Source organism: Kaustia mangrovi, from assembly GCF_015482775.1.
Taxonomy (GTDB): domain Bacteria; phylum Pseudomonadota; class Alphaproteobacteria; order Rhizobiales; family Im1; genus Kaustia; species Kaustia mangrovi.
Genome location: NZ_CP058214.1, coordinates 4,237,174 through 4,257,852, shown reverse-complemented (window position 1 = coordinate 4,257,852; position 20,679 = coordinate 4,237,174). Strand labels below are relative to the sequence as shown.

The 20,679-nt window shown below is 69.1% G+C and carries 21 protein-coding genes, 1 tRNA gene and 1 pseudogene; 5 read left to right on the top strand and 18 right to left on the bottom strand.

Going from position 1 to position 20,679, the window contains the following annotated elements:
* Window positions 1-119: 119 nt before the first annotated feature.
* From HW532_RS20115 to HW532_RS20090, 6 genes are all read right to left on the bottom strand, one after another.
* The gene (locus HW532_RS20115; RefSeq protein ID WP_213162163.1) at window positions 120-755 is read right to left on the bottom strand and encodes an ATP-dependent Clp protease proteolytic subunit; all 636 of its coding nucleotides are present in this window, start codon (window positions 753-755) and stop codon (window positions 120-122) included.
* A 226-nt stretch (window positions 756-981) separates the two neighbouring features.
* Entirely contained in the window at window positions 982-2,550 is a 1,569-nt protein-coding gene (gene tig, locus HW532_RS20110; protein ID WP_213162162.1) for a trigger factor, read from the bottom strand.
* A gap of 123 nt (window positions 2,551-2,673) precedes the next feature.
* Window positions 2,674-2,759 (bottom strand) — tRNA-Leu (locus HW532_RS20105).
* Between the two features lie 183 nt (window positions 2,760-2,942).
* Complete coding sequence (locus HW532_RS20100; protein ID WP_213162161.1) at window positions 2,943-3,572, bottom strand: pyridoxamine 5'-phosphate oxidase family protein; 630 nt, start codon at window positions 3,570-3,572, stop codon at window positions 2,943-2,945.
* A gap of 60 nt (window positions 3,573-3,632) precedes the next feature.
* The gene (locus HW532_RS20095; RefSeq protein WP_213162160.1) at window positions 3,633-4,133 is read right to left on the bottom strand and encodes a GNAT family N-acetyltransferase; all 501 of its coding nucleotides are present in this window, start codon (window positions 4,131-4,133) and stop codon (window positions 3,633-3,635) included.
* Window positions 4,121-5,044 carry a LysR family transcriptional regulator gene (locus HW532_RS20090; protein WP_213162159.1) on the bottom strand — a complete coding sequence of 308 codons (924 nt, stop codon included), beginning with the start codon at window positions 5,042-5,044 and terminating at the stop codon, window positions 4,121-4,123. Before HW532_RS20090 ends, HW532_RS20095 begins: the two co-directional genes overlap by 13 nt.
* Window positions 5,045-5,258: 214 nt before the next feature.
* On the opposite strand from HW532_RS20090, the gene HW532_RS20085 reads away from it, so the two are divergent.
* Window positions 5,259-6,242, top strand: coding sequence for a DMT family transporter (locus HW532_RS20085; RefSeq protein WP_213162158.1), 984 nt, complete (start codon window positions 5,259-5,261; stop codon window positions 6,240-6,242).
* Here HW532_RS20085 and HW532_RS20080 read toward each other — a convergent pair.
* A pseudogene (locus HW532_RS20080) lies at window positions 6,217-7,718 on the bottom strand (NAD(P)H-hydrate dehydratase). The gene HW532_RS20085 and the pseudogene HW532_RS20080 overlap by 26 nt on opposite strands.
* 371 nt (window positions 7,719-8,089) lie before the next feature.
* On the opposite strand from HW532_RS20080, the gene HW532_RS20075 reads away from it, so the two are divergent.
* Window positions 8,090-8,428 (top strand): P-II family nitrogen regulator, encoded by a 339-nt coding sequence (locus HW532_RS20075; protein WP_213162157.1) that lies wholly within the window; start codon window positions 8,090-8,092, stop codon window positions 8,426-8,428.
* Window positions 8,429-8,511: 83 nt separating this feature from the next.
* Window positions 8,512-9,930 carry a type I glutamate--ammonia ligase gene (glnA, locus tag HW532_RS20070; RefSeq protein WP_213162156.1) on the top strand — a complete coding sequence of 473 codons (1,419 nt, stop codon included), beginning with the start codon at window positions 8,512-8,514 and terminating at the stop codon, window positions 9,928-9,930.
* Between the two features lie 647 nt (window positions 9,931-10,577).
* Here the strand turns inward: glnA and pdxR are convergent.
* A complete protein-coding gene (pdxR, locus tag HW532_RS20065) occupies window positions 10,578-12,062 on the bottom strand; it encodes a MocR-like pyridoxine biosynthesis transcription factor PdxR (RefSeq protein WP_213162155.1) in 1,485 nt (494 codons plus the stop codon).
* Window positions 12,063-12,141: 79 nt separating this feature from the next.
* Here pdxR and HW532_RS20060 point away from each other — a divergent pair, with 79 nt between their 5' ends.
* On the top strand, window positions 12,142-12,810 hold the full coding sequence (locus HW532_RS20060; protein WP_213162154.1) for a pyridoxamine 5'-phosphate oxidase family protein: 669 nt from the start codon (window positions 12,142-12,144) through the stop codon (window positions 12,808-12,810).
* 5 nt (window positions 12,811-12,815) lie between these two features.
* Complete coding sequence (locus HW532_RS20055) at window positions 12,816-13,154, top strand: cupin domain-containing protein (protein ID WP_213162153.1); 339 nt, start codon at window positions 12,816-12,818, stop codon at window positions 13,152-13,154.
* Window positions 13,155-13,172: 18 nt separating this feature from the next.
* Here the strand turns inward: HW532_RS20055 and HW532_RS20050 are convergent, their stop codons facing one another.
* From HW532_RS20050 to fdh3B, 10 genes are all read right to left on the bottom strand, one after another.
* A complete protein-coding gene (locus tag HW532_RS20050; RefSeq protein WP_213162152.1) occupies window positions 13,173-13,490 on the bottom strand; it encodes a hypothetical protein in 318 nt (105 codons plus the stop codon).
* A gap of 5 nt (window positions 13,491-13,495) precedes the next feature.
* A complete protein-coding gene (locus HW532_RS20045) occupies window positions 13,496-14,515 on the bottom strand; it encodes a DUF6352 family protein (protein ID WP_246479329.1) in 1,020 nt (339 codons plus the stop codon).
* Window positions 14,502-14,987: a DUF6505 family protein gene (locus tag HW532_RS20040; protein ID WP_213162151.1), complete on the bottom strand. Its 486-nt coding sequence runs from the start codon at window positions 14,985-14,987 to the stop codon at window positions 14,502-14,504. Before HW532_RS20040 ends, HW532_RS20045 begins: the two co-directional genes overlap by 14 nt.
* Entirely contained in the window at window positions 14,984-15,730 is a 747-nt protein-coding gene (locus HW532_RS20035; RefSeq protein ID WP_213162150.1) for a biotin/lipoate--protein ligase family protein, read from the bottom strand. Before HW532_RS20035 ends, HW532_RS20040 begins: the two co-directional genes overlap by 4 nt.
* Window positions 15,731-15,758: 28 nt before the next feature.
* Window positions 15,759-15,956, bottom strand: coding sequence for a DUF6494 family protein (locus HW532_RS20030; RefSeq protein WP_213162149.1), 198 nt, complete (start codon window positions 15,954-15,956; stop codon window positions 15,759-15,761).
* A 41-nt stretch (window positions 15,957-15,997) separates the two neighbouring features.
* A complete protein-coding gene (locus HW532_RS20025; RefSeq protein ID WP_213162148.1) occupies window positions 15,998-16,978 on the bottom strand; it encodes a S1C family serine protease in 981 nt (326 codons plus the stop codon).
* 155 nt (window positions 16,979-17,133) lie between these two features.
* Window positions 17,134-18,522, bottom strand: a complete 1,389-nt coding sequence (locus tag HW532_RS20020) for a cytochrome C (protein ID WP_213162147.1) — start codon at window positions 18,520-18,522, stop codon at window positions 17,134-17,136.
* Between the two features lie 63 nt (window positions 18,523-18,585).
* A complete protein-coding gene (locus HW532_RS20015) occupies window positions 18,586-19,758 on the bottom strand; it encodes a formate dehydrogenase subunit gamma (protein ID WP_246479328.1) in 1,173 nt (390 codons plus the stop codon).
* Between the two features lie 29 nt (window positions 19,759-19,787).
* Window positions 19,788-19,991, bottom strand: coding sequence for a hypothetical protein (locus HW532_RS20010; RefSeq protein ID WP_213162146.1), 204 nt, complete (start codon window positions 19,989-19,991; stop codon window positions 19,788-19,790).
* Window positions 19,992-20,079: 88 nt separating this feature from the next.
* Window positions 20,080-20,673: a formate dehydrogenase FDH3 subunit beta gene (gene fdh3B, locus HW532_RS20005; RefSeq protein WP_213162145.1), complete on the bottom strand. Its 594-nt coding sequence runs from the start codon at window positions 20,671-20,673 to the stop codon at window positions 20,080-20,082.
* Window positions 20,674-20,679: the final 6 nt, after the last annotated feature.

Below are 20,679 nucleotides of genomic sequence, written 5' to 3'. Positions count from 1 at the left end.
TCATGCATCACAGCATGGTATTGGCCGGCGGATCAAGATTTGATTAATCCGCCCGGCCGCCGCCGACACCCGCCGGCATCCATGCCCCAATACGGGGCCGCAACCGCCCCGCTCTCCGGTCAACTCGCGTCCTGTTCCTTGGGCTCGGGGCGCTTGTCGAGAACGCTGTCGATCAGGCCGAAATCCTTCGCCGCGTCCGAGGTCATGAAATAGTCGCGGTCGAGCGTCTTCTCCACGACCTCGCGCTCCTGGCCGGTATGGCGCATATAGATTTCCTCCAGCCGGCGCTTGACCTTGACGATGTCCTCCGCGTGGCGCTCGATGTCGGAGGCCTGTCCCTGGAAACCGCCGGAGGGCTGGTGCAGCATGATGCGCGCATTGGAGAGCGCGAACCGCATGCCCTTCTCGCCGGCCGTCAGCAGCAGCGAGCCCATGGACGCCGCCTGGCCGATGCAGGTGGTCGACACCGCGGGCCGGATGAACTGCATGGTATCGTAGACCGCCAGGCCGGACGTCACCACGCCGCCCGGCGAGTTGATGTACATGGCGATCTCTTTCTTCGGGTTCTCCGATTCCAGGAACAGGAGCTGGGCGGTGATGAGCGAGGCCATGTTGTCCTCGATACCGCCGGTGACGAAGATGATCCGTTCCTTGAGCAAGCGGGAATAGATGTCGTAGGCGCGCTCGCCCCGATTGGTCTGCTCGACCACCATCGGCACGAGGGTGTTCATATATGTGTCGATCGGATCGCGCATGGCTTGTGTGCTCCGCTGGCTCGGTGCGGGGGCATGGCGCCCCTCCCCCGCCAAATTCGTTGTCCGGTAAGTCGGGCCCTTCCGCCCGGGGCTGGACTGGAGACCCTAATGCGATTCGCCCGGCGGACGCCAAGCATCCGCCGGGCCCTTGTCCCGTGCGACGGCTTATCTAGTCACCCGGTCCGCCGGGCGCAAGCACACGCGCGTCCTTCTGCCTCAGCCGGCCTCAGTCCTTGGACGCCGTGTCGGCCTTGCCCTTGGCAGCGGTCTTCTTGGCAGCGGGCTTCTTGGCGGTCTTGGAAGCGGTCTTGGCCTCCGCCTTCGCGGCGGGCTTGGCCTTCGCCTCGCCCTCGTCCTTGCCGCCGTCGTCGGCCTTGGCCTTGGACGCCTTCTTGGCGGCCGGCTTCTTGGCCGCGGCCTTCTTCGCCTTCGACTTCTCGGCCTCCGCCTCCTCGTCGGGATCGGCGAACAGCTCCTCGCGGCTCACCGGCGTCTCCGTGACGTCGGCCTTCTCGATGATGGTGTCGACGGCCTTCTGCTCGAACAGGGGCCCGCGCAGCTCCATCATGGCCTGCGGATTGTTGCGGTAATAGTCGAACACCTGGCGTTCCTGGCCGGGGAACTGCCGCGCGCGCTCGATCAGCGCGCCCTGCAGCTCCTCGTCGCCGATCGTCACGCCGGCCTCCTCGCCGATGCGGCCGAGCACCAGGCCGAGGCGGACGCGGCGCTCCGCGATGGCGCGGTACTCCTTGCGCGCCTCCTCCTCGGTCGTGCCCTCGTCCTCGAAGCTCTTGCCCTCGTGCTCCATCTCATGGGTGAGCGCATGCCAGATCTGCTCGAACTCTCCGTCGACCAGCTTCTCCGGCAGATCGAAGGTGTGCATCTCGTCCAGGCGGTCGAGAAGCTGGCGCTTCATCTTGGCCTTGGAGGCGCCCTCGTGCTCCGAGGCGATCTGCTCGCGGATGCGCTCCTTCAGCGCATCGAGGCTGTCCATGCCCAGCTTCTTGGCGAACTCGTCGTCGGGCTCGCCCTCCTGCGGGGCGGCGACCTCCTTCACGGTCACCGCGAAGACGGCATCCTTGCCGGCCAGGTGCTCCGCGCCGTAATCGGCGGGAAAGGTGACCTTGACCTCGCGCTCCTCGCCCGCCTTGGCGCCGACGAGCTGCTCCTCGAAGCCCGGAATGAAACTGTTGGAGCCGAGCTCAAGCGGCACATCCTCCGCGCTGCCGCCCTCGAAGGCCTCGCCGTCGATGCGGCCCACGAAGTCGATGGTCACGCGGTCGCCGTCCTCGGCCTTCTCCTTGGCGTCGCGCGGGGCGAAGTCGCGATACTGCTGGGCGATGCGCTGGAGGGCGTCGGCGATCTGGTCGTCGCCGACCTCGGCGACCGGCTTCTCCAGCTTGAGCCCGGACAGATCGGCGATATCGAAGGGCGGGACCACCTCGAACGCCATGGTGAAGGCGAGATCGGCCTTGCCCTCCATGACCTGCTCGATCTCCTTCTCGTCCTCGGTGAGGGAGATCTCGGGCTGGTAGGCGGGCTGCTCCTCGCGCTCGGTCAGCGCCTGCTGGCTCGTCTCGTCGACCGCCTTCTGGACGACCTCGGCCATGACAGAGCGGCCGTAGACCTTGCGCAAATGGGCCACCGGCACCTTTCCGGGGCGGAAGCCGCGAAGCCTGACCTGGCCTTTGAGCTCGTTGAGCCGGTCGACGAGCTGGTTCTCCAGCTCATCCGCCCCCACAACGACCTTGAGCTCGCGCTTCAGGCCCTCGTTCCGGGTCTCGGTCACCTGCATGTCGTCACCAATTCCTTGATCTGGCGCCACCCCCGTCGAGGCGGCGTCCTGTGGTTTTCACTTTGCCGTCAGCGCCGGTCGCACCGCAGCCCCGTATCGTGCCCTGGAGGGCGGCGGCCGAACTGGTGCGGGCGGAGGGACTCGAACCCCCAAGGGCAAAGCCCACGAGGACCTAAACCTCGCGTGTCTACCAGTTCCACCACGCCCGCCGAAGCTCGTTCAAGCCCGGGCTCCGCGCATTTCGGGCGCTTCTATAGCACAAGGGCTTTTCCGGGCGCCAGAGCGGAAAAACAGCCGCCATCGCCGACCGGCAAATGCGGTTCCCGCGCGATACAGCACAGAAAAGCGGCCATGAAAAGCCCGGCGTGCAGAAATTGCCGCCCTTTCGGCCCTCAATAGAGCCCGGCCTTCATCCGCCGGTCGAGGTCGCGGTCATAGTCGTCGCCGCCCGCCTCGCCCGCGCTCGTCGCCTTGAGCATCTGGCCGGCGGTCGGCAGATCGCCGCGCGCCACATGGCGCGTGGGGTCCCAGAGGCTGGAGCGCATGATCGCGCGCGCACACTGGAAGAAGACGGTCTCCACCGCGATCTCGATCACGAGCTTCGGCGCCCGGCCCTGATGGGCGAGGCTGTCGCACAGCGCCGCGTCCCGCGTCAGCCGCGCCCGGCCGTTCACGCGGAGCGTCTCGCCGAGGCCGGGGACGAGGAACAGCAGCGCCACGCGCGGATCGTGGACGATATTGCGCAGCGAATCGATCCGGTTGTTGCCGCGCCGGTCGGGCAGGAGCAGCGTCCTGTCGTCCTTGACCCTGACGAAGCCCGGCGCATCGCCGCGCGGCGAGCAGTCGAGCCCGCCCGGCCCCGAGGTCGCCAGCACCGCGAAGGGCGAGGCCTCGATCAGGGCGCGGTATTCGGGAACGATGCGGGTCGCCTCCTTGATCTTCGAGGCCGGGCTCGGCGCCCCGTAGAGCTCGTCGAGCTCGGCCTCGCTCTCCACGATGGATGCCGGGTCGATATCGTTCATCGTTCTCCTCGTCCCTGCGAATTGGATGGGCCAGGCCGACAGTTGCGGAACGCTCCGGCGTCAGCCGACCGCGCGCTCGAACCACTGCACGCTGACATAGCGGCCGAACTTGCGGCCCACCTCGTCGAGCACCATGAGCGGGCGGAAGCCGAGCTTCTCGTGAAGGCGGACGGACGCCGCGTTCGGCAGGGCGATCACGCCATAGGCGCGGTGGACGTCCTCCGCCTCCAGCGCCTCCAGCAACGCGCCATAGAGCCGCGTGCCCCGGCCGCCGCCGCCCGCCGAGGGCGCCAGATAGATCGTGGTCTCCACCGATGTCTCATAGGCCCGCTTCGGCTTGAGCGGAGCGCTCGAGGCATAGCCCACAAGCTCGCCGCCATCGTTCTCGAGCACGAGAAGCCGGTAGCGGCCGGAGGGCGCGAACTGGTCGAACCAGGGCCGCCGCGTCTCCACCGTACAGGGTTCGATATCGAAGGTGATGGCCGTGTTGGCCACGTAATGATTGTAGAGCGCGACCAGATCCGCGAGGTCGCCTTCTTCCGCGGGCCTTATGGTGTCCATGTCTCTGCGCTGTGCATGTCCGGTCTGGGAGGGTTTCCGGCGCCGATTGTAACGGCCGTGTCGAGAAATGCGAGCACGATCGCCGAGCCGGCGCTGTCTGGGGAGACCTCGAGCGAGAGATCGCGGTGAACCGGCTCGGCGAGCGGCAGGACGCGCAGGCCCCGCCGGTCGTCGGGGAGGTTGAGGGCGGGCACGAGGGAAACGCCGAGCCCCTCGCGCACCAGGGCCAGCGCGCTCGTCCAGTCATGCACCTCCACGCGGATGTCGGCGAGCTCGAGACCCGCCTGCCGGGCGACGGTGCGGGCATGGGTCGAGCAGCCGCCGGTGGCGACGACGAAGGGCTCCCTCGCCAGCGCGGCCAGGGGAATGCCCGCCGCCCCGCCGCGCACAAGGGCGTGGCCGGCCGGCACGACCGCGACCCACTCGTCGCGATGGAGCGGCACGACGGTCCGGCCGGGCGTCGCGGGGCCGGCCACGACGCCGATATCGGCCGTGCCGGCCTCCAGCAGGGCGGCGACCTCCCGGTCCGTCGCCTCCAGCGCCACCACCTCGATTCCCGGATGGCGGGCATGGAAACGCTGCAGAAGCGGCGGCAGGAGCGTGGCGAAGACGGAGGGGACGCTCGCCAGCCTGATGCGGCCCGTCTCGAGCCCGCGCGCGCCGTCGGCAGTCCGGCGAATGGCGTCGAGCGCGGCCAGAGCCTCGCGCGCCCGGGCTGCCACGCCCTCGCCCACACGGGTCAGCGTCACGCCCCGGCGCCCGCGCATGACGAGGCGCACGGCGAGATGGTCCTCCAGCGCGGAGAGGGCCTGGCTCGCGCCCGACTGGGTGAGCCCGATCCGCTCGGCGGCATGGGTGATGCTGCCCGTATCGGCGACGGCGACGAGGGCGCGCAACTGTGTGACATTCATGATATCAGCAATGCTTATATCAACAATCTGTATCAGTAACGTGACTTAAGGCTATAGAGACCTTATCGTCTCCACAAGTCACATCTCCGCAAGCCACATGGGGTTGCCACCGGACCGATTGCCTGACATGGGAAGAAGTCCGGTTCCGGCATGCCCGCCATCCCGACACACCGCATGCGCCCGGCGACAGGCCGGGAACGAGGAGACGTCCGCCATGACCAGCGAGACAACGGCCCGCACCGCGCGTTCCGGCGAGGCCGCCGGGGCGGACGAGGCGAATGGCTGGCTCGTGCGCCTGAGCCCGGTCCTCTTCCTGCTCCTGTGGTCGCTCGGCTTCCCGGTCGCCAAGATCGGCACCGCCCATGCCGACCCGCTGCTCTTCCTGACGATGCGCTACGGGCTGGTTCTCGCGGTGCTCGCCCCGCTCGTCCTGTGGCTCAGGCCCGACTGGCCGTCCCGGGCGGTCGAATGGCTCCACATCGCGGTGGTCGGCGTATTGATCCAGACGGTCTATTTCGGGCTGTGCTATGTGGCCTTCGCGCTCGGCACCTCCGCGGGCACGGTGGCGCTGGTCGTATCGCTCCAGCCGGTGCTGGTGGCGCTCCTCGCCCCGGCGCTCGTCGGCGAGGTGATCGGGCTGAAGCGCTGGATCGGCTTCGCGCTCGGCTTCACCGGCGCGGTGATCGTCATTCTGGGCCGGTCCTCGGTGGAGACGACATCCGTCGCGGGCCTCGTCTGCGCGCTCGGCGCGCTGCTCGGCATGACCTTCGCCACGCTCTACGAGAAGCGCTTCGGGCGGACCCAGCACCCCGTGGCCGCCAATGTGATCCAGTACGCGGCGGGCCTCGTCACCACCCTGCCGCTCGCCCTCGCCTTCGGCACGGCCGCCGTCTCCTGGTCGCCGGAGCTGGTGGCCGCGCTCGCCTATCTGGTGATCGGCAACTCGCTGGTCGCCATCACGCTGCTGCTCGCCATGATCCGCCGCGGCGAGGCCTCGCGCGTCTCCGCCCTCTTCTATCTGGTGCCGCCGACGGCGGCGCTCCTCGCCTGGGTTCTGCTGGACGAGGCCATGCCGCCGCTCGCCTGGGCGGGCATGGCGGTCGCGGCGGTCGGCGTCGCCATGGTGAGCCCGCGCGGGGCGAGGCCTGAACGGGCAGGCGCACCCGCCCCCGTCAAGGCCCGGAAATCTCGCGCCTGAGCTCCGCGAGCACCGCGGGGATCGCTTCGGGAAGGTCCTCCGCGATGAGCCCGGCGCCGGCGTGCTGACCGGCGGCCCCATGGCACCACACCGCGGCGGCGGCGGCCTCGAAGGCGGGCATCCCCTGCGCCAGGAGGCCGAGGATCAGGCCGCCGAGCACGTCGCCGGAGCCCGCCGTCGCGAGATCGGCCGGCGCATTGGCGTTGATCGCCGCGCGCCCGTCGGGGGCGGCGATCACCGTATCGGGTCCCTTGAGCACGATGACGGCGCCGGACCGGCGGGCGGCCTCGCGGGCACGCTCGGTCTTCGAGCCGGCCTCCGCCCCGAGATCCGGGAACAGCCGGGCGAACTCGCCCTCATGGGGGTGAGCGCCACGGGCCGCCCGGGTCGCAGGGCGATGGCGGCGAAGAGCTCCTGCGGATCGCGGGCGGAAACGGTCAGCGCATCGGCGTCGAGCACCGCCGCCGCGCCGCTTTCCAGGATGGCGTCGCGCCGTTCCCGGGTCGTCCCGTCGACGCCGGCCCCCGGCCCGATCAGCGCGGCATTGTGCCTGCGGTCGGACAGGAAGCGGGCCAGCGCCGGCCTGTCGCCCGCCTCCGTCAGCATGATCGCGGTGAGATGGGCGGCGTTGACGGCGAGCGCGTCGGGCGGCGAGGCGACCGTCACGAGCCCCGCCCCGATGCGCAGCGCGCCGCGCGCGGCGAGCCGGGCCGCCCCCGTCGCCCACGGGCCACCCGAGGCGACGACCGCATGGCCGCGCCCGTATTTGTGGCCCTCAGCGGCCGGAACGGGAAAGCGCGACACCCACAGCGCCGGCCCGTTCGCCGCCGCCTTCGGGCGGATGGTGTCGAGCACGGCCTCCGGCGTCCCGATATCGACGGTGACGGTCTCCCCGCACAGCCCCCGGCCCGGATAGAGCAGATGGCCGGGCTTGCGCCTGAAGAAGGTGACCGTGAGGGTGGCGGGTGCCGCGGCGCCGAGCACGCGTCCGGTATCGCCGTCGACCCCGCTCGGCACGTCCACGGCGACGACCGGGCAGCCGGCCCGGGCCACGCGCTCGATCATCTCGCGCGGCGCGCCCTCAAGCGGGCGGGCAAGCCCCGCGCCGAACACCGCATCGACCACCAGGCCCGCCTCTTCGGGGCGTGCCTCGGCAAGCGGCAGCACCGGGCCCTGCCAGCGCGCGGCCATCTCCGCGGCGTCGCCCTTGAGCCGCGCGCGCTCGCCGAGCAGGGCCAGCGTCACCGGCCAGCCCTCCTCCTTGAGCAGCCGCGCCACCACGAAGCCGTCGCCGCCATTGTTCCCCGGCCCGCACAGGACGAGGACCGGCACCGGCGCGAAACGCATCGCGATGGCTCCGGCGACGCCGCGCCCCGCCTTCTCCATGAGCGCGATGCCCGCAATGCCCCCGTCCATGGCGAGCCGGTCGGCCTCGTACATTTCCGCGGTGGTCAGAAGCTCCAGCGCCTGCGTCATCATGAAGCCGGTCTTCCCCCTTTGTCGGACGGCCGTTCCGGGCCGACTATAGACACGGATTCTCCCGCCGCGCTACGCGTCAGGGCTATGGACGGCGCGGCCGGGGGCTGTCAGACTTCATCCTGTGCACAGGATCGAGGCAGTCTGCCCTTTTTGCATGCAGCAAGAAGAGTAAAATTTGGGCAATGATTTCCCTGCAATTCCGGCCCACCGGCACGAGTGTATATAAGACACTGATATGAATGGATTATTTATCTGGAACGGGTTTGGCACGAGGGCTGCATAGGGACGGGCAGCCCGTTCGCGGGCAATGGGACCGTCTGTCCGCGTGACGGGCGGACGGCTTCAGGAGACGATCGGAAAGGGGCGTAATGCGAAAGATCGAGGCGATCATCAAACCTTTCAAACTCGATGAGGTGAAAGAAGCGCTGCAGGAGGTGGGCTTGCAGGGCATCACGGTGACCGAGGCCAAGGGCTTCGGGCGCCAGAAGGGCCACACCGAACTGTATCGCGGGGCGGAATATGTCGTCGACTTCCTGCCCAAGGTGAAGATCGAGGTCGTCCTCTCCGACGACCTGGTGGAGAAGGCCGTGGACGCCATCCAGTCCGCCGCCAAGACCGGACGGATCGGCGACGGCAAGATCTTCGTCTCCACGGTCGAGGAAGCGATCCGTATCCGCACGGGCGAAACCGGCGTGGATGCCCTCTGACCCGGCCCCCGCGACACCTCGCCGAGCCCCTTCGACCCTTTTCCAAACACCAACTCTCACGCCAATAGCAGGGAAAACCAGAAATGGCTAACGAGCATTCCGCAGAGTCCGTCCTTGCCCTGATCAAGGACAAGGACGTCAAGTTCGTGGATCTCCGGTTCACGGACCCGCGCGGCAAGCTGCAGCACGTCACCATGGACGTCGCGATCGTCGACGAGGACATGTTCGCCGACGGCGTCGCCTTCGACGGCTCCTCCATCCAGGGCTGGAAGGCGATCAACGAGTCCGACATGATGCTGATGCCCGATCCGGCGAGCGCGCATCTCGACCCGTTCTACGCCCAGTCGACGCTCGGGCTGTTCTGCGACGTGCTCGAGCCGTCGACCGGCGAGGCCTATACCCGCGACCCGCGCATGACCGCGAAGAACGCGGAGGCCTATCTCAAGCAGACCCAGATCGGCGACACGGTCTTCGTGGGCCCCGAGGCGGAGTTCTTCATCTTCGACGATGTCCGCTTCAACACCGACCCCTACAATACCGGCTTCCAGGTCGACTCCACGGAGCTTCCGAGCAATACGGGCACCGAGTACGAGATGGGCAATCTCGGCCACCGCCCGCGCATGAAGGGCGGCTACTTCCCGGTCAATCCGGTGGATTCCTGCCAGGACATCCGCTCCGAGATGCTCTCCGTCATGGCGGAGATGGGCGTGGAGACGGAGAAGCATCACCATGAGGTCGGCGCCGCCCAGCACGAGCTCGGCGTGAAGTTCGCGCCGCTGACCGTGATGGCCGACAAGATGCAGATCTACAAGTACGTGGTGCACAATGTCGCCCACGCCTACGGCAAGTCGGCCACCTTCATGCCGAAGCCGGTCTTCGGCGACAACGGCTCGGGCATGCACTGCCACTTCTCGCTGTGGAAGGACGGCAAGCCGAACTTTGCCGGCAACCAGTATGCGGACCTGTCGGAGGAGTGCCTGTTCTTCATCGGCGGCATCATCAAGCATGCGCGCGCGCTGAACGCCTTCACCAACCCGATCACCAACTCCTACAAGCGTCTGGTGCCGGGCTACGAGGCGCCGGTCCTGCTCGCCTATTCGTCGCGCAACCGGTCGGCCTCCTGCCGCATTCCGCACACCACGTCGCCGAAGGCCAAGCGGCTCGAGGTGCGGTTCCCGGATCCGTCCGCCAATCCCTATCTGGCCTTCGCCGCCATGCTGATGGCCGGCGTCGACGGCATCCAGAACAAGCTCCATCCGGGCGAGGCCATGGACAAGGACCTCTACGACCTGCCGCCGGAGGAGCTGAAGGACATCCCGCATGTCTCCTCGAGCCTCACCGAGGCGCTCGACAACCTGGACGCCGACCGCGCCTTCCTGACCAAGGGCGGCGTGTTCTCCGACGACCAGATCGACGCCTATATCGCGCTGAAGCGCGAGGAGGACGAGCGCTTCAAGATGACGCCGCATCCGGTCGAGTTCGACATGTACTACTCGGTCTGACGGCAGGATCGACCTGCGCTCAGGTGTCCCCACCTGAGCGCAGGTCTGGTCAATCGGCCGCTCGTTCCGCATACGGCATCTGCGGTCCGTCATCCCCGCGGAAGCGGGGGTCCATATCTCTGATATTGCTTGTGGTTTCCCGCTTTCGCGGGAATGACGACGAGAGGGGCCGGGCTTCACGCATTGGAAACGGGCACCTGCGCGGGCAGCAGCGCCTCGGGGCAACAAGTCCGGGGACCATTCCGGAGTTCATTGCCGAGATGCCGGCGCTACCCCATGCCGGCACTGCTCACACCGAAGCCGGGCGGGGCCCGCAAAACGAACGAAGCCGGAGACCCCCCGCGGGCTCCGGCTTCTTTCGTTTTGCGGGCCTGCCCCGGTCATGTTGGGCATTCCCCGCTTTGGGCCCTGTTTCGTTCGTCTTCCGTAACCTACCCCGACAACGTTTGATGTCCACGATGCCCGCACGGAGCGACTGACAGGGCTCCCCCTCGTCTGCTTCGCTTTCGCTCCCGATCCCCGTCGCCTCGCTCAATGGAGGCGAATCGGGAGCCTAGCGCCGACGCACAGCCTATGTGAATCCACGGCCCGGACAATAGCTATCCGCGCACAACCGATTGATTTTCCAAAGCTGTGACCTCCTTGCATCACCACAAGGCCGCCTTGAGGCGATCTGCGCCATGGCGAAGCTCGTCCTCGTCGAAGGCCGCAAACCCCATGAGCAGGCCCTGCCGGGAGGCGGGCCCATGGAAGCTGGCCGACAGGGCCGGCACCTCGATGCCGGCTTCGCGTGCCCGCGCGGAAATCTCCCGGTCGTCCATGCGGCGCCGGAGCGCCGGGTCGATATCGACGGTCAGGTGCATGCCTGCGCCCTGCGGCTCGGCGGCGAGCAGGCCGTCGAACTCCTCGGCGAGTGCGGTCATGAGTGCGGCCTGGCGCTTCTGATAGGTGCGGCGCAGGCGCCGGAGATGGCGCGCGAAGCGTCCCGTCTCCATGAAGGCGGCAAGTGCGGGCTGGGCGACCAGGGAGGCGCGCATGCCGAACCGCTCCAGCGTGCGCCGGAAGGCGTCCGCGAGGGTCCGGGGCGCGACGATGAAGCCGAGCCGGAGGCTGGAGGAGAAGATCTTGGAGAACGAGCCCAGATAGATCACGCGGCCGGTCTCGTCCAGGCTGGCGAGGGCGGCCAGCGGCCGGCCCGAATAGCGGAACTCGCTGTCATAGTCGTCCTCCACGATCCAGCTTTCCGTCTGGCTCGCCCATTCGATCATGGCGAGCCGGCGCGCCAGCGGCATGGTATGGCCCAACGGAAACTGCCGCGAGGGCGTGACGATGACGGCGCGCGCCGACCCGCCGCCGGCGGTCGCCCGGTCGAGGTCGAACCCCTCCCGGTCGACGGGCACCGCGTGCGGTTGCAGCCCGTGAGCCTCGACGGCGGCGCGCAGCGGAGCGTGCCCGGGATCCTCCATCCACACGGTCTCGCCCGGCGCCATCAGCGTGCGGATGACGATATCGAGCGCATCGGCCGTGCCGGCGGTCACGACGATCTCGTCGGGCGTCGCGGCGATGCCGCGCCAGGCCGCGAGATGGTCGGCGATGGCGGCGCGCAGGCGCATATGGCCGAACGGGTCCGGCATCCCGTCCCACGGGGCGCCGCCGTCCCGCCAGCTCTCCTGGAGGAGGCGCGCCCAGTCGGCATGGGGAAACAGGCGCGGATCGGGCCCGATGCGGAACGGCACGATGGGGCGCGTGCCGCGCAGCTCGGCCGGCGCGGCGGCACCGTCTGCCCCGCCGCTCCAGCGATTGCCCGCGGCCGGGCGCACGAGCATGAGATGCTCGGGCAGGAACGGCGCCACATACATGCCGGAGCCGCGCCGCCCCTCGATATAGCCCTCGCCGGCAAGCTGGTCATAGGCGGCGACCGCCGTCGCCCGCGCCACGCCCAGCTCGGCAGCGAGCGTGCGGCTGGCGGGCAGGCGCGCGCCCTGCGCGATCCGGCCCGACAGGATCAGATCGCGGATGCCCGCATAGATCTGGACATAGGCCGGCTCGGTTGCCGACGCATCGATCGACAGGGCCAGAAGCGCGGCATCGGGGGGTGGGCCGCCGGGCGCAATATTGGACTGCTTTGACATCGAAAAATTGGACCTTTTAACAAGTCCAATTAAAGGGCAATCCACGGGGCGACACAATTCTCTTTCTGGAGACAGGCCCATGACCGACACCGCGACCGCCGAAAGAGCGCACGCCCCGACCGACCGCACCCGGCTCAGGCGGGCCCATGAGCGCGGCCATTACGACCGCGCGACCATCGACGCGATCCTCGACGCCATGCCGCTGTGCCATATCGGCTTCTCGGTCGACGGCAAGCCCGCCGTCCTGCCGACGATCCAGTGGCGCGAGGGCGACCGGGTCTACTGGCACGGCTCCTCGGCGAGCCGCATGCTGCGCGCCGCCGCGGGCGCGCCGGTCTGCCTGACGGTCACGATCTTCGACGGGCTGGTCCTTGCGCGCTCCGCCTTTCACCACTCCGCCAACTATCGCTCCGTCGTCGTCTACGGCACCGCCGAGCCGGTCGCGCCGGAGGACAAGGCGCGCCATCTCGACCGCTTCATGGAGGGACTCCTGCCCGGCCGGATCGCGCAGATGCGCGCCATGACCGATCAGGAGATCAAGGCCACCACCGTGCTCTCCATGCCGCTCGACGAGGCCTCCGCCAAGATCCGCACCGGCCCGCCGGTCGACGACGAGGAGGATTACGGCGACCCGGTCTGGGCCGGCGTGCTGCCCTTCAGGACGCAGACGCTCGCCCCCATCCCCTGCCCGCGCCTGCTCGACGGCCTGGAGGTGCCGGACGCCGTGCGCGATTTCAAGATGGGGTGACCGCCATGCCGAACGACAAGCCCATGCTGAAGACGACGGTGGCGGAGGCTTTCTCCCGCCTCGCGCCGGACACGCCGTTCCATGTGGTCCTCGACCGGGGAGACGACGTCACGGTGGAGCTCTACGCCCCGGTCGGCACCGACCGGCAGACGCCGCACGACCGCGACGAGCTCTATATCGTCGCGGACGGCACGGGCACCTTCAGCCGGGGCGAGGACCTCGTGGACTTCGGCCCGGGCGACCTGCTCTACGTGCCCGCCCACATGCCGCACCGCTTCGAGACCTTCACCGACGATTTCAAGGTCTGGGTGATCTTCTACGGTCCGAAGCGCGCGCAATCCTGATCGGCGAGGTTTCTCTCATCAGCCCTGCTGCACCGGCCCCCGGGCATCCGGCGGGAACCGGTCCGCGCAATAGCCGATGGCGCGGGCGGTGAAGGTCTCGAGCTGGTCGGCGGTGATGAGGCCGTCCTCGCGCATCTGCCGCACCTCGCCGAGCCGCTGGTCGCGGCAGGCCACGAAGTCCGGATTGAGCCCCTCGCCGGCGGCATCCCGCGAGGACGGGAACAGGCGGTCGCGGGCGATATAGGCCATGGCGGCCAGGCATGCGAGCACCACCGCGGCGGCCAGCGCACGGGCGGGCCACCGGTCGAGGACGGAGTGCCGGCCGCGCGCGCCCATGGCCCTCACACCTCCGCCATGAGCGGCAGGTTGGCGAGCAGGTTCTGCGGTTTCATCTTGAGCGTCCCGGCCTGTTCCTTGGCGAGCGCGAGATAGATCGGCCGGCCGCGCATCTCCTCCATGATCGCGTCGCGGTCACGCACCTCCATCCGGAACAGCGCGATGATCTGCTCCATGTCGCTCTCGCCGAGCGGCGTCCCGCGATAGAGCGCGTTCAGGATGCGCGAGGCTTCCGCGTCGAGCCCGATATGCCAGCGCCACGCCTCGTCGTCGATGCGCTGGACGGGCTGGATGCGCACGCGCAGCTTGAGGAAATGGCCGATCCAGGCCTCCATCACGCGGGCGAAGGCGTCGAGCGCGGGCTGGGTGAAGCGAATGTCGATGGCGGTGTCGAACCGGTCGGAGCGCGCCCAGTAGATGGCCTTGTTGTCCTCGCCCAGAACGTCGAGATCGACCGCGCGCGGCGCCGTGCCCGCCTCCGCCAGCAACTGGCCGAGGCCGCCGAAGCCGCCCGTGCGGGCATACATCTCCACCGTCTCCTCGTCGGCGAGAATGACGCGCCCCTCGTCGGTGGAGACGCGCTGGTCGCGGAAGAACAGCTCCGCGGCGCGCAGGCGCAGCGGATCGGAGCAATCGTCGAGGATGTTGCGCAGGACCGCATGGACGATCTGGTCGACGAAGAGCGGCGGCACGGGCACCGGCGCGCCCCGCAGGATCGTCATATAGGCCGCCTCCAGCGTACCGGCCCGCACGAGCAGGTCGCGGAACCCCAGGAAGATCCGGTAATTGTCGCGGACATCCTCGTCGGCGAGCGCGGCGAGACGCGCCTCCGGCACCGCCGACAGCGGATCCGCCTCGAGGCCCGCATGGAGCGCGACCTCCTCCGGGCAGGATTCCGCGACCGGCGCCATTTCCGGCCGGGCGAGATAGGCCCCGACAAAAGCGGGCGTGACCGCGAGCTCGCCCCGCTCGTTGCGCTCGAGAAGATGGAAGCCCGAACTCAGCCAGAAGTCAGGTATCGTCATCGGCGATGTCCCAGATGCGGGCATGGCGCGGCTCGCCCGGCGGAGCGATTTCCCGGAAGGCCTCGCGGATCGCGCCCTCGTCGTCCAGATGCCGGTGAACGGCGAGAACGGTGTTGATCGGCTTTTCCTCGCACAGACCGGCCACGAAGGCGATCTCGTCGCGCGCCGCGGCAAGCGCCGCCGCGCGGTCGGGCGCGCCGTGCTCGGCAAGCGCATGGTCGGCAAGCCAGCCTTCCACGAGGCCGCGCTCCGCATCCCCCATCTCCGCGATGACGGCGAAGGTCGACCGGCCGAAGCTCGGCAGGCCGAGAAAGCCGTTCACGAAGGCCTGACGGGTCTTGCCGACGATATCCGATGGGCGAAGGGCAATGAAGGAGAAGGCGCCGGACACCGCCCACTCGTCGGGCTCCGCGGCCCGGGCGAAGACATGGTCGTCCGACCGGTCGAAGCGGATGACGCGCAGGAACTTCACGACGCCCCCTCGCCGGCCACCCGCTCGACATGGTCCATGAAGGCGCAGGCCCGCATGCCCTCCTCCGTGCGCAGCAGAAGGCTCCCGTCCTCCTCCAGCCCCATGGCGCGGCCTCTCGCACCGTCCGCGGCCGCCTCCGTGTCCCCGCCGCCGCCCTCGAGCCGCGCCATCCAGGCATCGTGAACGGGCCGGAAGCCGTCATCGGTCCACAGATGGATCCACACCAGGAAATGGCGGCAGAGCGATTCGATGAGCGCACTGGGACCGATATCGCCGAGCCCCTCGTCGCGAAGCGTCGTGCGGCCGGCCTCCTCGCCGGGCTCGGGCGCCCCCTCCGGGCGCGCCAGCGCCAGGTCGAGCGCCACCACGAGCCAGCGCGGCACGTCGCCGGTCCCCGCATCGTCCGGCAGGGCGAGACGCACCTCGCCGGCCACGGCACCGTTGACCGCGATGACGCCCGGCCAGCGGTAATGGACCGCCATCTCCGGCGGCCCCGCAGCGCCCAGCGCGTCGCCCGCGGCGACCATCATGGCGAACTGCATCTGCACCGCGCGTTCGGCCGGCACGTCGGGCTCGAGCACCACGGCAAGCCTCACCCGATCCCGGTCAGGCAGCCAGAAGACCTCGCCCGCCGAGGCCTCGCCGCGCGCGGCGGCGTCCTTCGCGCAGGCGAAGGGGTCCGGCGGGTCGACCGCGACGCGGCCGGACATGAGCGGTGGAAAGGTCGGGTCCCGCTGGTCCATCGCGACCGTCAGACCTGGCCGGCGGAGGTCACGTTCCGCCCAGATCGATCTCGCCCTCGACCACGTGGGTCAGGCCCACCGCCTCGCTGGTGAGGACGACCTTGACGGGCACCTTGCCCTGCGTCTTGCCGGCCTTGCGGACGGCGTCCTCGATCTCGCGCTGCGAGGTCACGCCGACCTGCTTGAGGAACTTGCGCAGGGACATGTTGAACTTGTCTTCATCCATGATGGCCTCCTGACATGATGACCTCCCGGACCGTCCAGGCGTCACGGCTGGTCCGGAACGACGAGCAATAGTTCGCGCTCGGCACCCGCGCGTTCGATCGTGATGCGCAACACGTCGCCGGATTTCGCGCTCACATAGGCGCTTGTCACATCGGCCGGCGCCATGACGCGGCGTTTCCCCATGTGCACGATCTTATCGCCCCGCTTCAACCCCGCAACCCCGGCGGGGCTGTTGGGCACAACCCTCACGACCTCCACAAGCTGCCGGCCGGTCTCCCCCGGCGGTGGCGAAGCGGCGAGAATGGCGCCCAGGGGCTTCCACCGGACATGCCCTCTGGCGGCGAGCGCCCTGGCGACCTTTTCCGCCAGCGGCGACGACACGGCGAAATTGACGCCGATATTGGCGTCCATGCTCTTGGTGAAGATCGCCGACAGCACGCCGGCAAGCCGTCCGCTCGCATCGATCAGCGCCCCGCCGGACGCGCCCGGATTGACAGCCGCGTCGGTCTGGATGAAATCCTCGATGGCGTTGAAGCCGACGCCCGCGCGATGGACGGCGGAGACCATTCCGCAGCTCACCGACAGCCCGAGCCCGAAGACGTTGCCGATGGCGCAGACCGGATCGCCCAGCTCGGGCTCGCCGGCAAAGGCGATCGGCCTGAGCGCCCGACCGACCCGCAGAAGCGAGAGGTCGGTCGCCTCGTCCGTCCCCACGAGGCGGGCGCGCAGGATATCCCCATCGTCGGTGCGCACACGCATGGTCTCCGCCGCCCCGATCACATGGCCCGCCGTGATGATCTGGTGGCCGTCGAGGATCACCACGCCGGAGCCTTCCGGCTCGTCTCCCCCCTCCTCCTTGCGCGGCCAGTCCGGCAGGACGCTCACCACGCTTTCCATGGCCGTGCGGATGACGGCGGAGGACGGCCGCCCGCCGGCCTTGTCGGCCAGGGCCGCGCCGGTTGGCAGCATGAGACTTGCGGCGACGGCCGAGGCCATCGCGACGTGGCGCACGGGGATCGCCATGCCGTGTGTCAGTCGAGCCTGACGGACTGGCTGGAGTAGACGGATTGCGACGTCCAGCCCAGCTCCTCCAGCGTATAGAGGGCGACCAGCGAGACGACCGCGACCGCCAGTAAACTCATGAGAAACGCCTTCATGCCTCTGTCTCCATGCTCGCATCAGCGCGCCGGCTCTCCCAGCGATGGCGAAGTGCTGCGGGACGGGCCCGCCGGCCCGTCCGTCATGCGTTTCAGGTAACCGACAAGCGCGCGGCGCGCCACGGGGTCGCCCATGCGCTGCAGCGGCATCTTGCTGCCCGGCACCACCTTGTGCGGCCCCTCCGCGAACAGGCGCTCGACGGTCTCCTCCGTCCACACGATATCCGAGGAATCGAGCGCCGGGGAATAGGGATAGTCAGGAAGCGATCCCGCGCGCCGGCCGAACAGGCGGTAGAGCGTCGGTCCGGCACGATTGCCGCCGGACGGCGTGAGCGTGTGGCATATGGCACAATGACGGGCGAACTGGCGCTCGCCGGGGTCGGCCGCCACCACCGGGGCCCCGTCCCGCGGCGCGGCGGTCCCGGCGACTTCCGGGCCCGTCATGTCCCAGTGAAAGGTGCGGGCGTCCATGCCGCCATGATAGAGGCTTTCCCCGTCGGCTGCGAAGGCCAGCGACCAGACGGGCCCGCCGGCCTGCCAGCCCTCGCGCACGAGTTTCCAGTCCGGCAGGGACCAGACCCGGATAGACCCGTCCGCCCCGCCCGCCGCCAGGCGCGTGCCGTCCGGCGAGACAGCCAGCGCGAGGACAGGCCGCTCCGCGCCGGCGAATTCGTGCGTGAGCGTGCCGGTGTCCGGATCGACGACCGCGACCGTGCCGTCCGTCGCCGCGAAGGCGAGGCCCCGGTCGCCGGGCAGCACGGCCAGCGCGTTCACGCCCCATCCATGATCGTGGACGGTGCTGAGCGCGGTGCCGTCGCGCACCCGCCAGGCCCGGATCGTGCCATCGGCGCCGGCGGTGTAGAGCCGGGCGCCGTCTGGCTGGAAGGCGACGGCGTTGACATGGTCGGTGTGGCCCTTGAGCACGGCATGGAGGGCCAACGTCTGGAGGCTCCAGAGCCGCGCCGTTCCGTCCCAGCCGGCAGACGCCGCATGGCGGCCATCGGGCGAGACGGCGATGTCGACGACCCGTCCGCGATGGCCCTCCAGCCTCGCCGCGAGCGTGCCGCGCTCAAGCGACCAGACCGCCACCAGCCCGTCGTCCCCGCCCGACACGGCCCGCTTGCCGCCGGGCACGAAGGCGCCCGCATTGACCCCTGCCTCGTGGCCGATCAGGCGCGCGAGCGCCATCGGCTCCGGCTCGAGCAGCCAGTGGATGAGCGAATAGTCGAAGCTCGCCGTCAGGGCGAACCGGCCGGATATGGCGATATCGCCGACCGGCCCGCCATGGCCGTCGAGCGGCTCGCCGGCACGCGCTGCCGTGCCCGCGCACGCCACGACGGCTATGGCGGCTGCCGCGCAAAGCCCGACGATCACGACCCCGATGGGCCGGTGCTCCCGACACCTTGCCATGGTTCAGGCCCGTCTCCGGCAATTCGCCTGCCCGGAGCGCATGGAAACCGTTCCGGACCCGTGCTAGCTCGCCGCCTGCGGCTTCGCTGTCTCGGCCGTCTCCGCGTCCTCGGCCGGGCGCGGATCGAGCGCACCCTTGCGCTCCAGCTCCTCCACCCAGATCGAATGGTGCTCGCGCGCCCAGTTGAGATCGACCCGGCCCGAGCCCATCGCGTCGAAGGCGCCCTCCATGCCGATCGTGCCGATATAGATATGCGCGATGATGACGATGACGAGGAACAGGGCGACCACGCCGTGCCACACCTGCGAGAGCTGCATCTCCTGCATGGCGGTGAGGTTGGCCGGCAGATCGAAGCCGAGCAGGTTGACGGCCTCGAAGGTCTTGGAGAAGAACGCCGTCTGGAACGGGAACAGGAGCGAGATGCCGGACAGGCTCACCGACAGCCCGCCGAGCACGACGAGCCAGAAGATGACCTTCTGGCCGGCATTGAACTTCTTCGCCGGCGGATGGGTGCCGCGCGAGAGCATGCCGCCCGCCTTGCCGATCCAGACGAGATCGTACCGGTTCGGGATATTGTCCTTGATCCACAGGACGAGCACGAGCACGAGACCGGCCATGAAGGCGAAGGCGACATAGTTGTGCAGGAACTTGCCGGCGAGCGTGATGTCGGCGAAGGCCTGCGCGCCGATCAGCGGCTTGAGCAGATAGCGCCCGAACATCACGTTCAGCCCGGTGAAGGCGAGGATCAGGAAGGAGACGGCGGTCAGCCAGTGGGAGAAGCGCTCAAGCCCGTTGAACCGGCTGATGGTGACGCCGGCGAGACCGGCCTCGACCCGGACCCGGCCGCGGATCAGGAAGAAGAGCGCAAGAAGCAGCACGATGCCGATCACCGCCATGCCGCCATAGAAGGTGACGGGCCCGTTGCGCACGACGCGCCAGACCTCGCCGTCGGACTGGATCAGGACACCCGCCTGCTTGTCGGGGATGGAGACCTGCCCTTCCACGCCCTGGCGGACCGCCCGCCACATATCCGCATCCGAGCTCGCCCCCAGCGACTCCGTCGGCACGCCGCCGCCCGGCGGGCCGGCGGAGGGCGAGGCATCGTCGGGCGGCACCACCGCCTGCGCCATGGCGGCACCCGGCGCAGCGAGGCAGATCATGCAGAACAGGATGGCGAGCATGGCCCGGAGGCCTCGCCCGCGGGCCGTGTCCGGAACCGGTCGTCTGGCTGTCATGGCACCCGTCCCTTTCCGTCTCGCCCCCGTCAAAGGCTGGAGGAGCTCTGCAGCTTCTGGCGCTGGCGGAGCTCGTCGAGCGTCGCCTCGCTCAGCGGCGGGTTCCTCGGGCCCGTATAGTGTCCCTTCTCTATCGAGACCGTCTTGTCGAGCTCGGCCTCCCGGCATCCCGCGACCGACAGCCCGAGGGCCGCGATCAGGGCCGCCGCAGTGAGTGCGCGCGCAGATACCATTCCCAATGTCCCGTCTCGTCGATTGGCCTCGATACGGCATGGCCGAAGGGGGCGGCAGGGCGCCTGCCGCCCCCTTCGGTGCGTTCGGTCAGGACGGCTGGCCCGGATAGGCCTTGCCCCAGCCCCAGGCACCGGAGCCGAAACCGCGCGCGACGACGCGCTCGCGGTAGATATCGGCCACGATGTCGCCGTCGCCGGCGAGCAGCGCCTTGGTCGAGCACATCTCCGCACACAGCGGCAGCTTGCCCTCCGCGAGCCGGTTGCGGCCGTATTTCTTGAACTCCGCCTCGGAATTGTCGGGCTCGGGGCCGCCATTGCAGAAGGTGCACTTGTCCATCTTGCCGCGGGTGCCGAAATTGCCGACCTGCGGGAACTGCGGCGCGCCGAACGGGCAGGCATAGAAGCAGTAGCCGCAGCCGATGCACAGATCCTTGTTGTGCAGCACCACGCCGACATCGGTCTGGTAGATGCAGTCGACCGGGCAGACGGCGATGCACGGCGCGTCGGAGCAGTGCATGCAGGCCACCGAGATCGAGCGCTCGCCGGGCTTGCCGTCATTGATGGTGACGACCCGGCGCCGGTTGATGCCCCAGGGCACCTCGTTCTCGTTCTTGCAGGCGGTGACACACGCATTGCATTCGATGCAACGGTCGGCATCACACAGGAACTTCATCCTCGCCATGGTGTG

Excerpts from the sequence above, each read along its gene's own strand:
- HW532_RS20115 (WP_213162163.1), bottom strand. The coding sequence starts at position 755 with ATGCGCGATCCGATCGACACATATATGAACACCCTCGTGCCGATGGTG.
- tig (WP_213162162.1), bottom strand. The coding sequence starts at position 2,550 with ATGCAGGTGACCGAGACCCGGAACGAGGGCCTGAAGCGCGAGCTCAAG.
- HW532_RS20100 (WP_213162161.1), bottom strand. The coding sequence starts at position 3,572 with ATGAACGATATCGACCCGGCATCCATCGTGGAGAGCGAGGCCGAGCTC.
- HW532_RS20095 (WP_213162160.1), bottom strand. The coding sequence starts at position 4,133 with ATGGACACCATAAGGCCCGCGGAAGAAGGCGACCTCGCGGATCTGGTC.
- HW532_RS20090 (WP_213162159.1), bottom strand. The coding sequence starts at position 5,044 with ATGAATGTCACACAGTTGCGCGCCCTCGTCGCCGTCGCCGATACGGGC.
- HW532_RS20085 (WP_213162158.1), top strand. The coding sequence starts at position 5,259 with ATGACCAGCGAGACAACGGCCCGCACCGCGCGTTCCGGCGAGGCCGCC.
- HW532_RS20075 (WP_213162157.1), top strand. The coding sequence starts at position 8,090 with ATGCGAAAGATCGAGGCGATCATCAAACCTTTCAAACTCGATGAGGTG.
- glnA (WP_213162156.1), top strand. The coding sequence starts at position 8,512 with ATGGCTAACGAGCATTCCGCAGAGTCCGTCCTTGCCCTGATCAAGGAC.
- pdxR (WP_213162155.1), bottom strand. The coding sequence starts at position 12,062 with ATGTCAAAGCAGTCCAATATTGCGCCCGGCGGCCCACCCCCCGATGCC.
- HW532_RS20060 (WP_213162154.1), top strand. The coding sequence starts at position 12,142 with ATGACCGACACCGCGACCGCCGAAAGAGCGCACGCCCCGACCGACCGC.
- HW532_RS20055 (WP_213162153.1), top strand. The coding sequence starts at position 12,816 with ATGCCGAACGACAAGCCCATGCTGAAGACGACGGTGGCGGAGGCTTTC.
- HW532_RS20050 (WP_213162152.1), bottom strand. The coding sequence starts at position 13,490 with ATGGGCGCGCGCGGCCGGCACTCCGTCCTCGACCGGTGGCCCGCCCGT.
- HW532_RS20045 (WP_246479329.1), bottom strand. The coding sequence starts at position 14,515 with ATGACGATACCTGACTTCTGGCTGAGTTCGGGCTTCCATCTTCTCGAG.
- HW532_RS20035 (WP_213162150.1), bottom strand. The coding sequence starts at position 15,730 with ATGGACCAGCGGGACCCGACCTTTCCACCGCTCATGTCCGGCCGCGTC.
- HW532_RS20030 (WP_213162149.1), bottom strand. The coding sequence starts at position 15,956 with ATGGATGAAGACAAGTTCAACATGTCCCTGCGCAAGTTCCTCAAGCAG.
- HW532_RS20025 (WP_213162148.1), bottom strand. The coding sequence starts at position 16,978 with ATGGCGATCCCCGTGCGCCACGTCGCGATGGCCTCGGCCGTCGCCGCA.
- HW532_RS20020 (WP_213162147.1), bottom strand. The coding sequence starts at position 18,522 with ATGGCAAGGTGTCGGGAGCACCGGCCCATCGGGGTCGTGATCGTCGGG.
- HW532_RS20015 (WP_246479328.1), bottom strand. The coding sequence starts at position 19,758 with ATGACAGCCAGACGACCGGTTCCGGACACGGCCCGCGGGCGAGGCCTC.
- HW532_RS20010 (WP_213162146.1), bottom strand. The coding sequence starts at position 19,991 with ATGGTATCTGCGCGCGCACTCACTGCGGCGGCCCTGATCGCGGCCCTC.
- fdh3B (WP_213162145.1), bottom strand. The coding sequence starts at position 20,673 with ATGGCGAGGATGAAGTTCCTGTGTGATGCCGACCGTTGCATCGAATGC.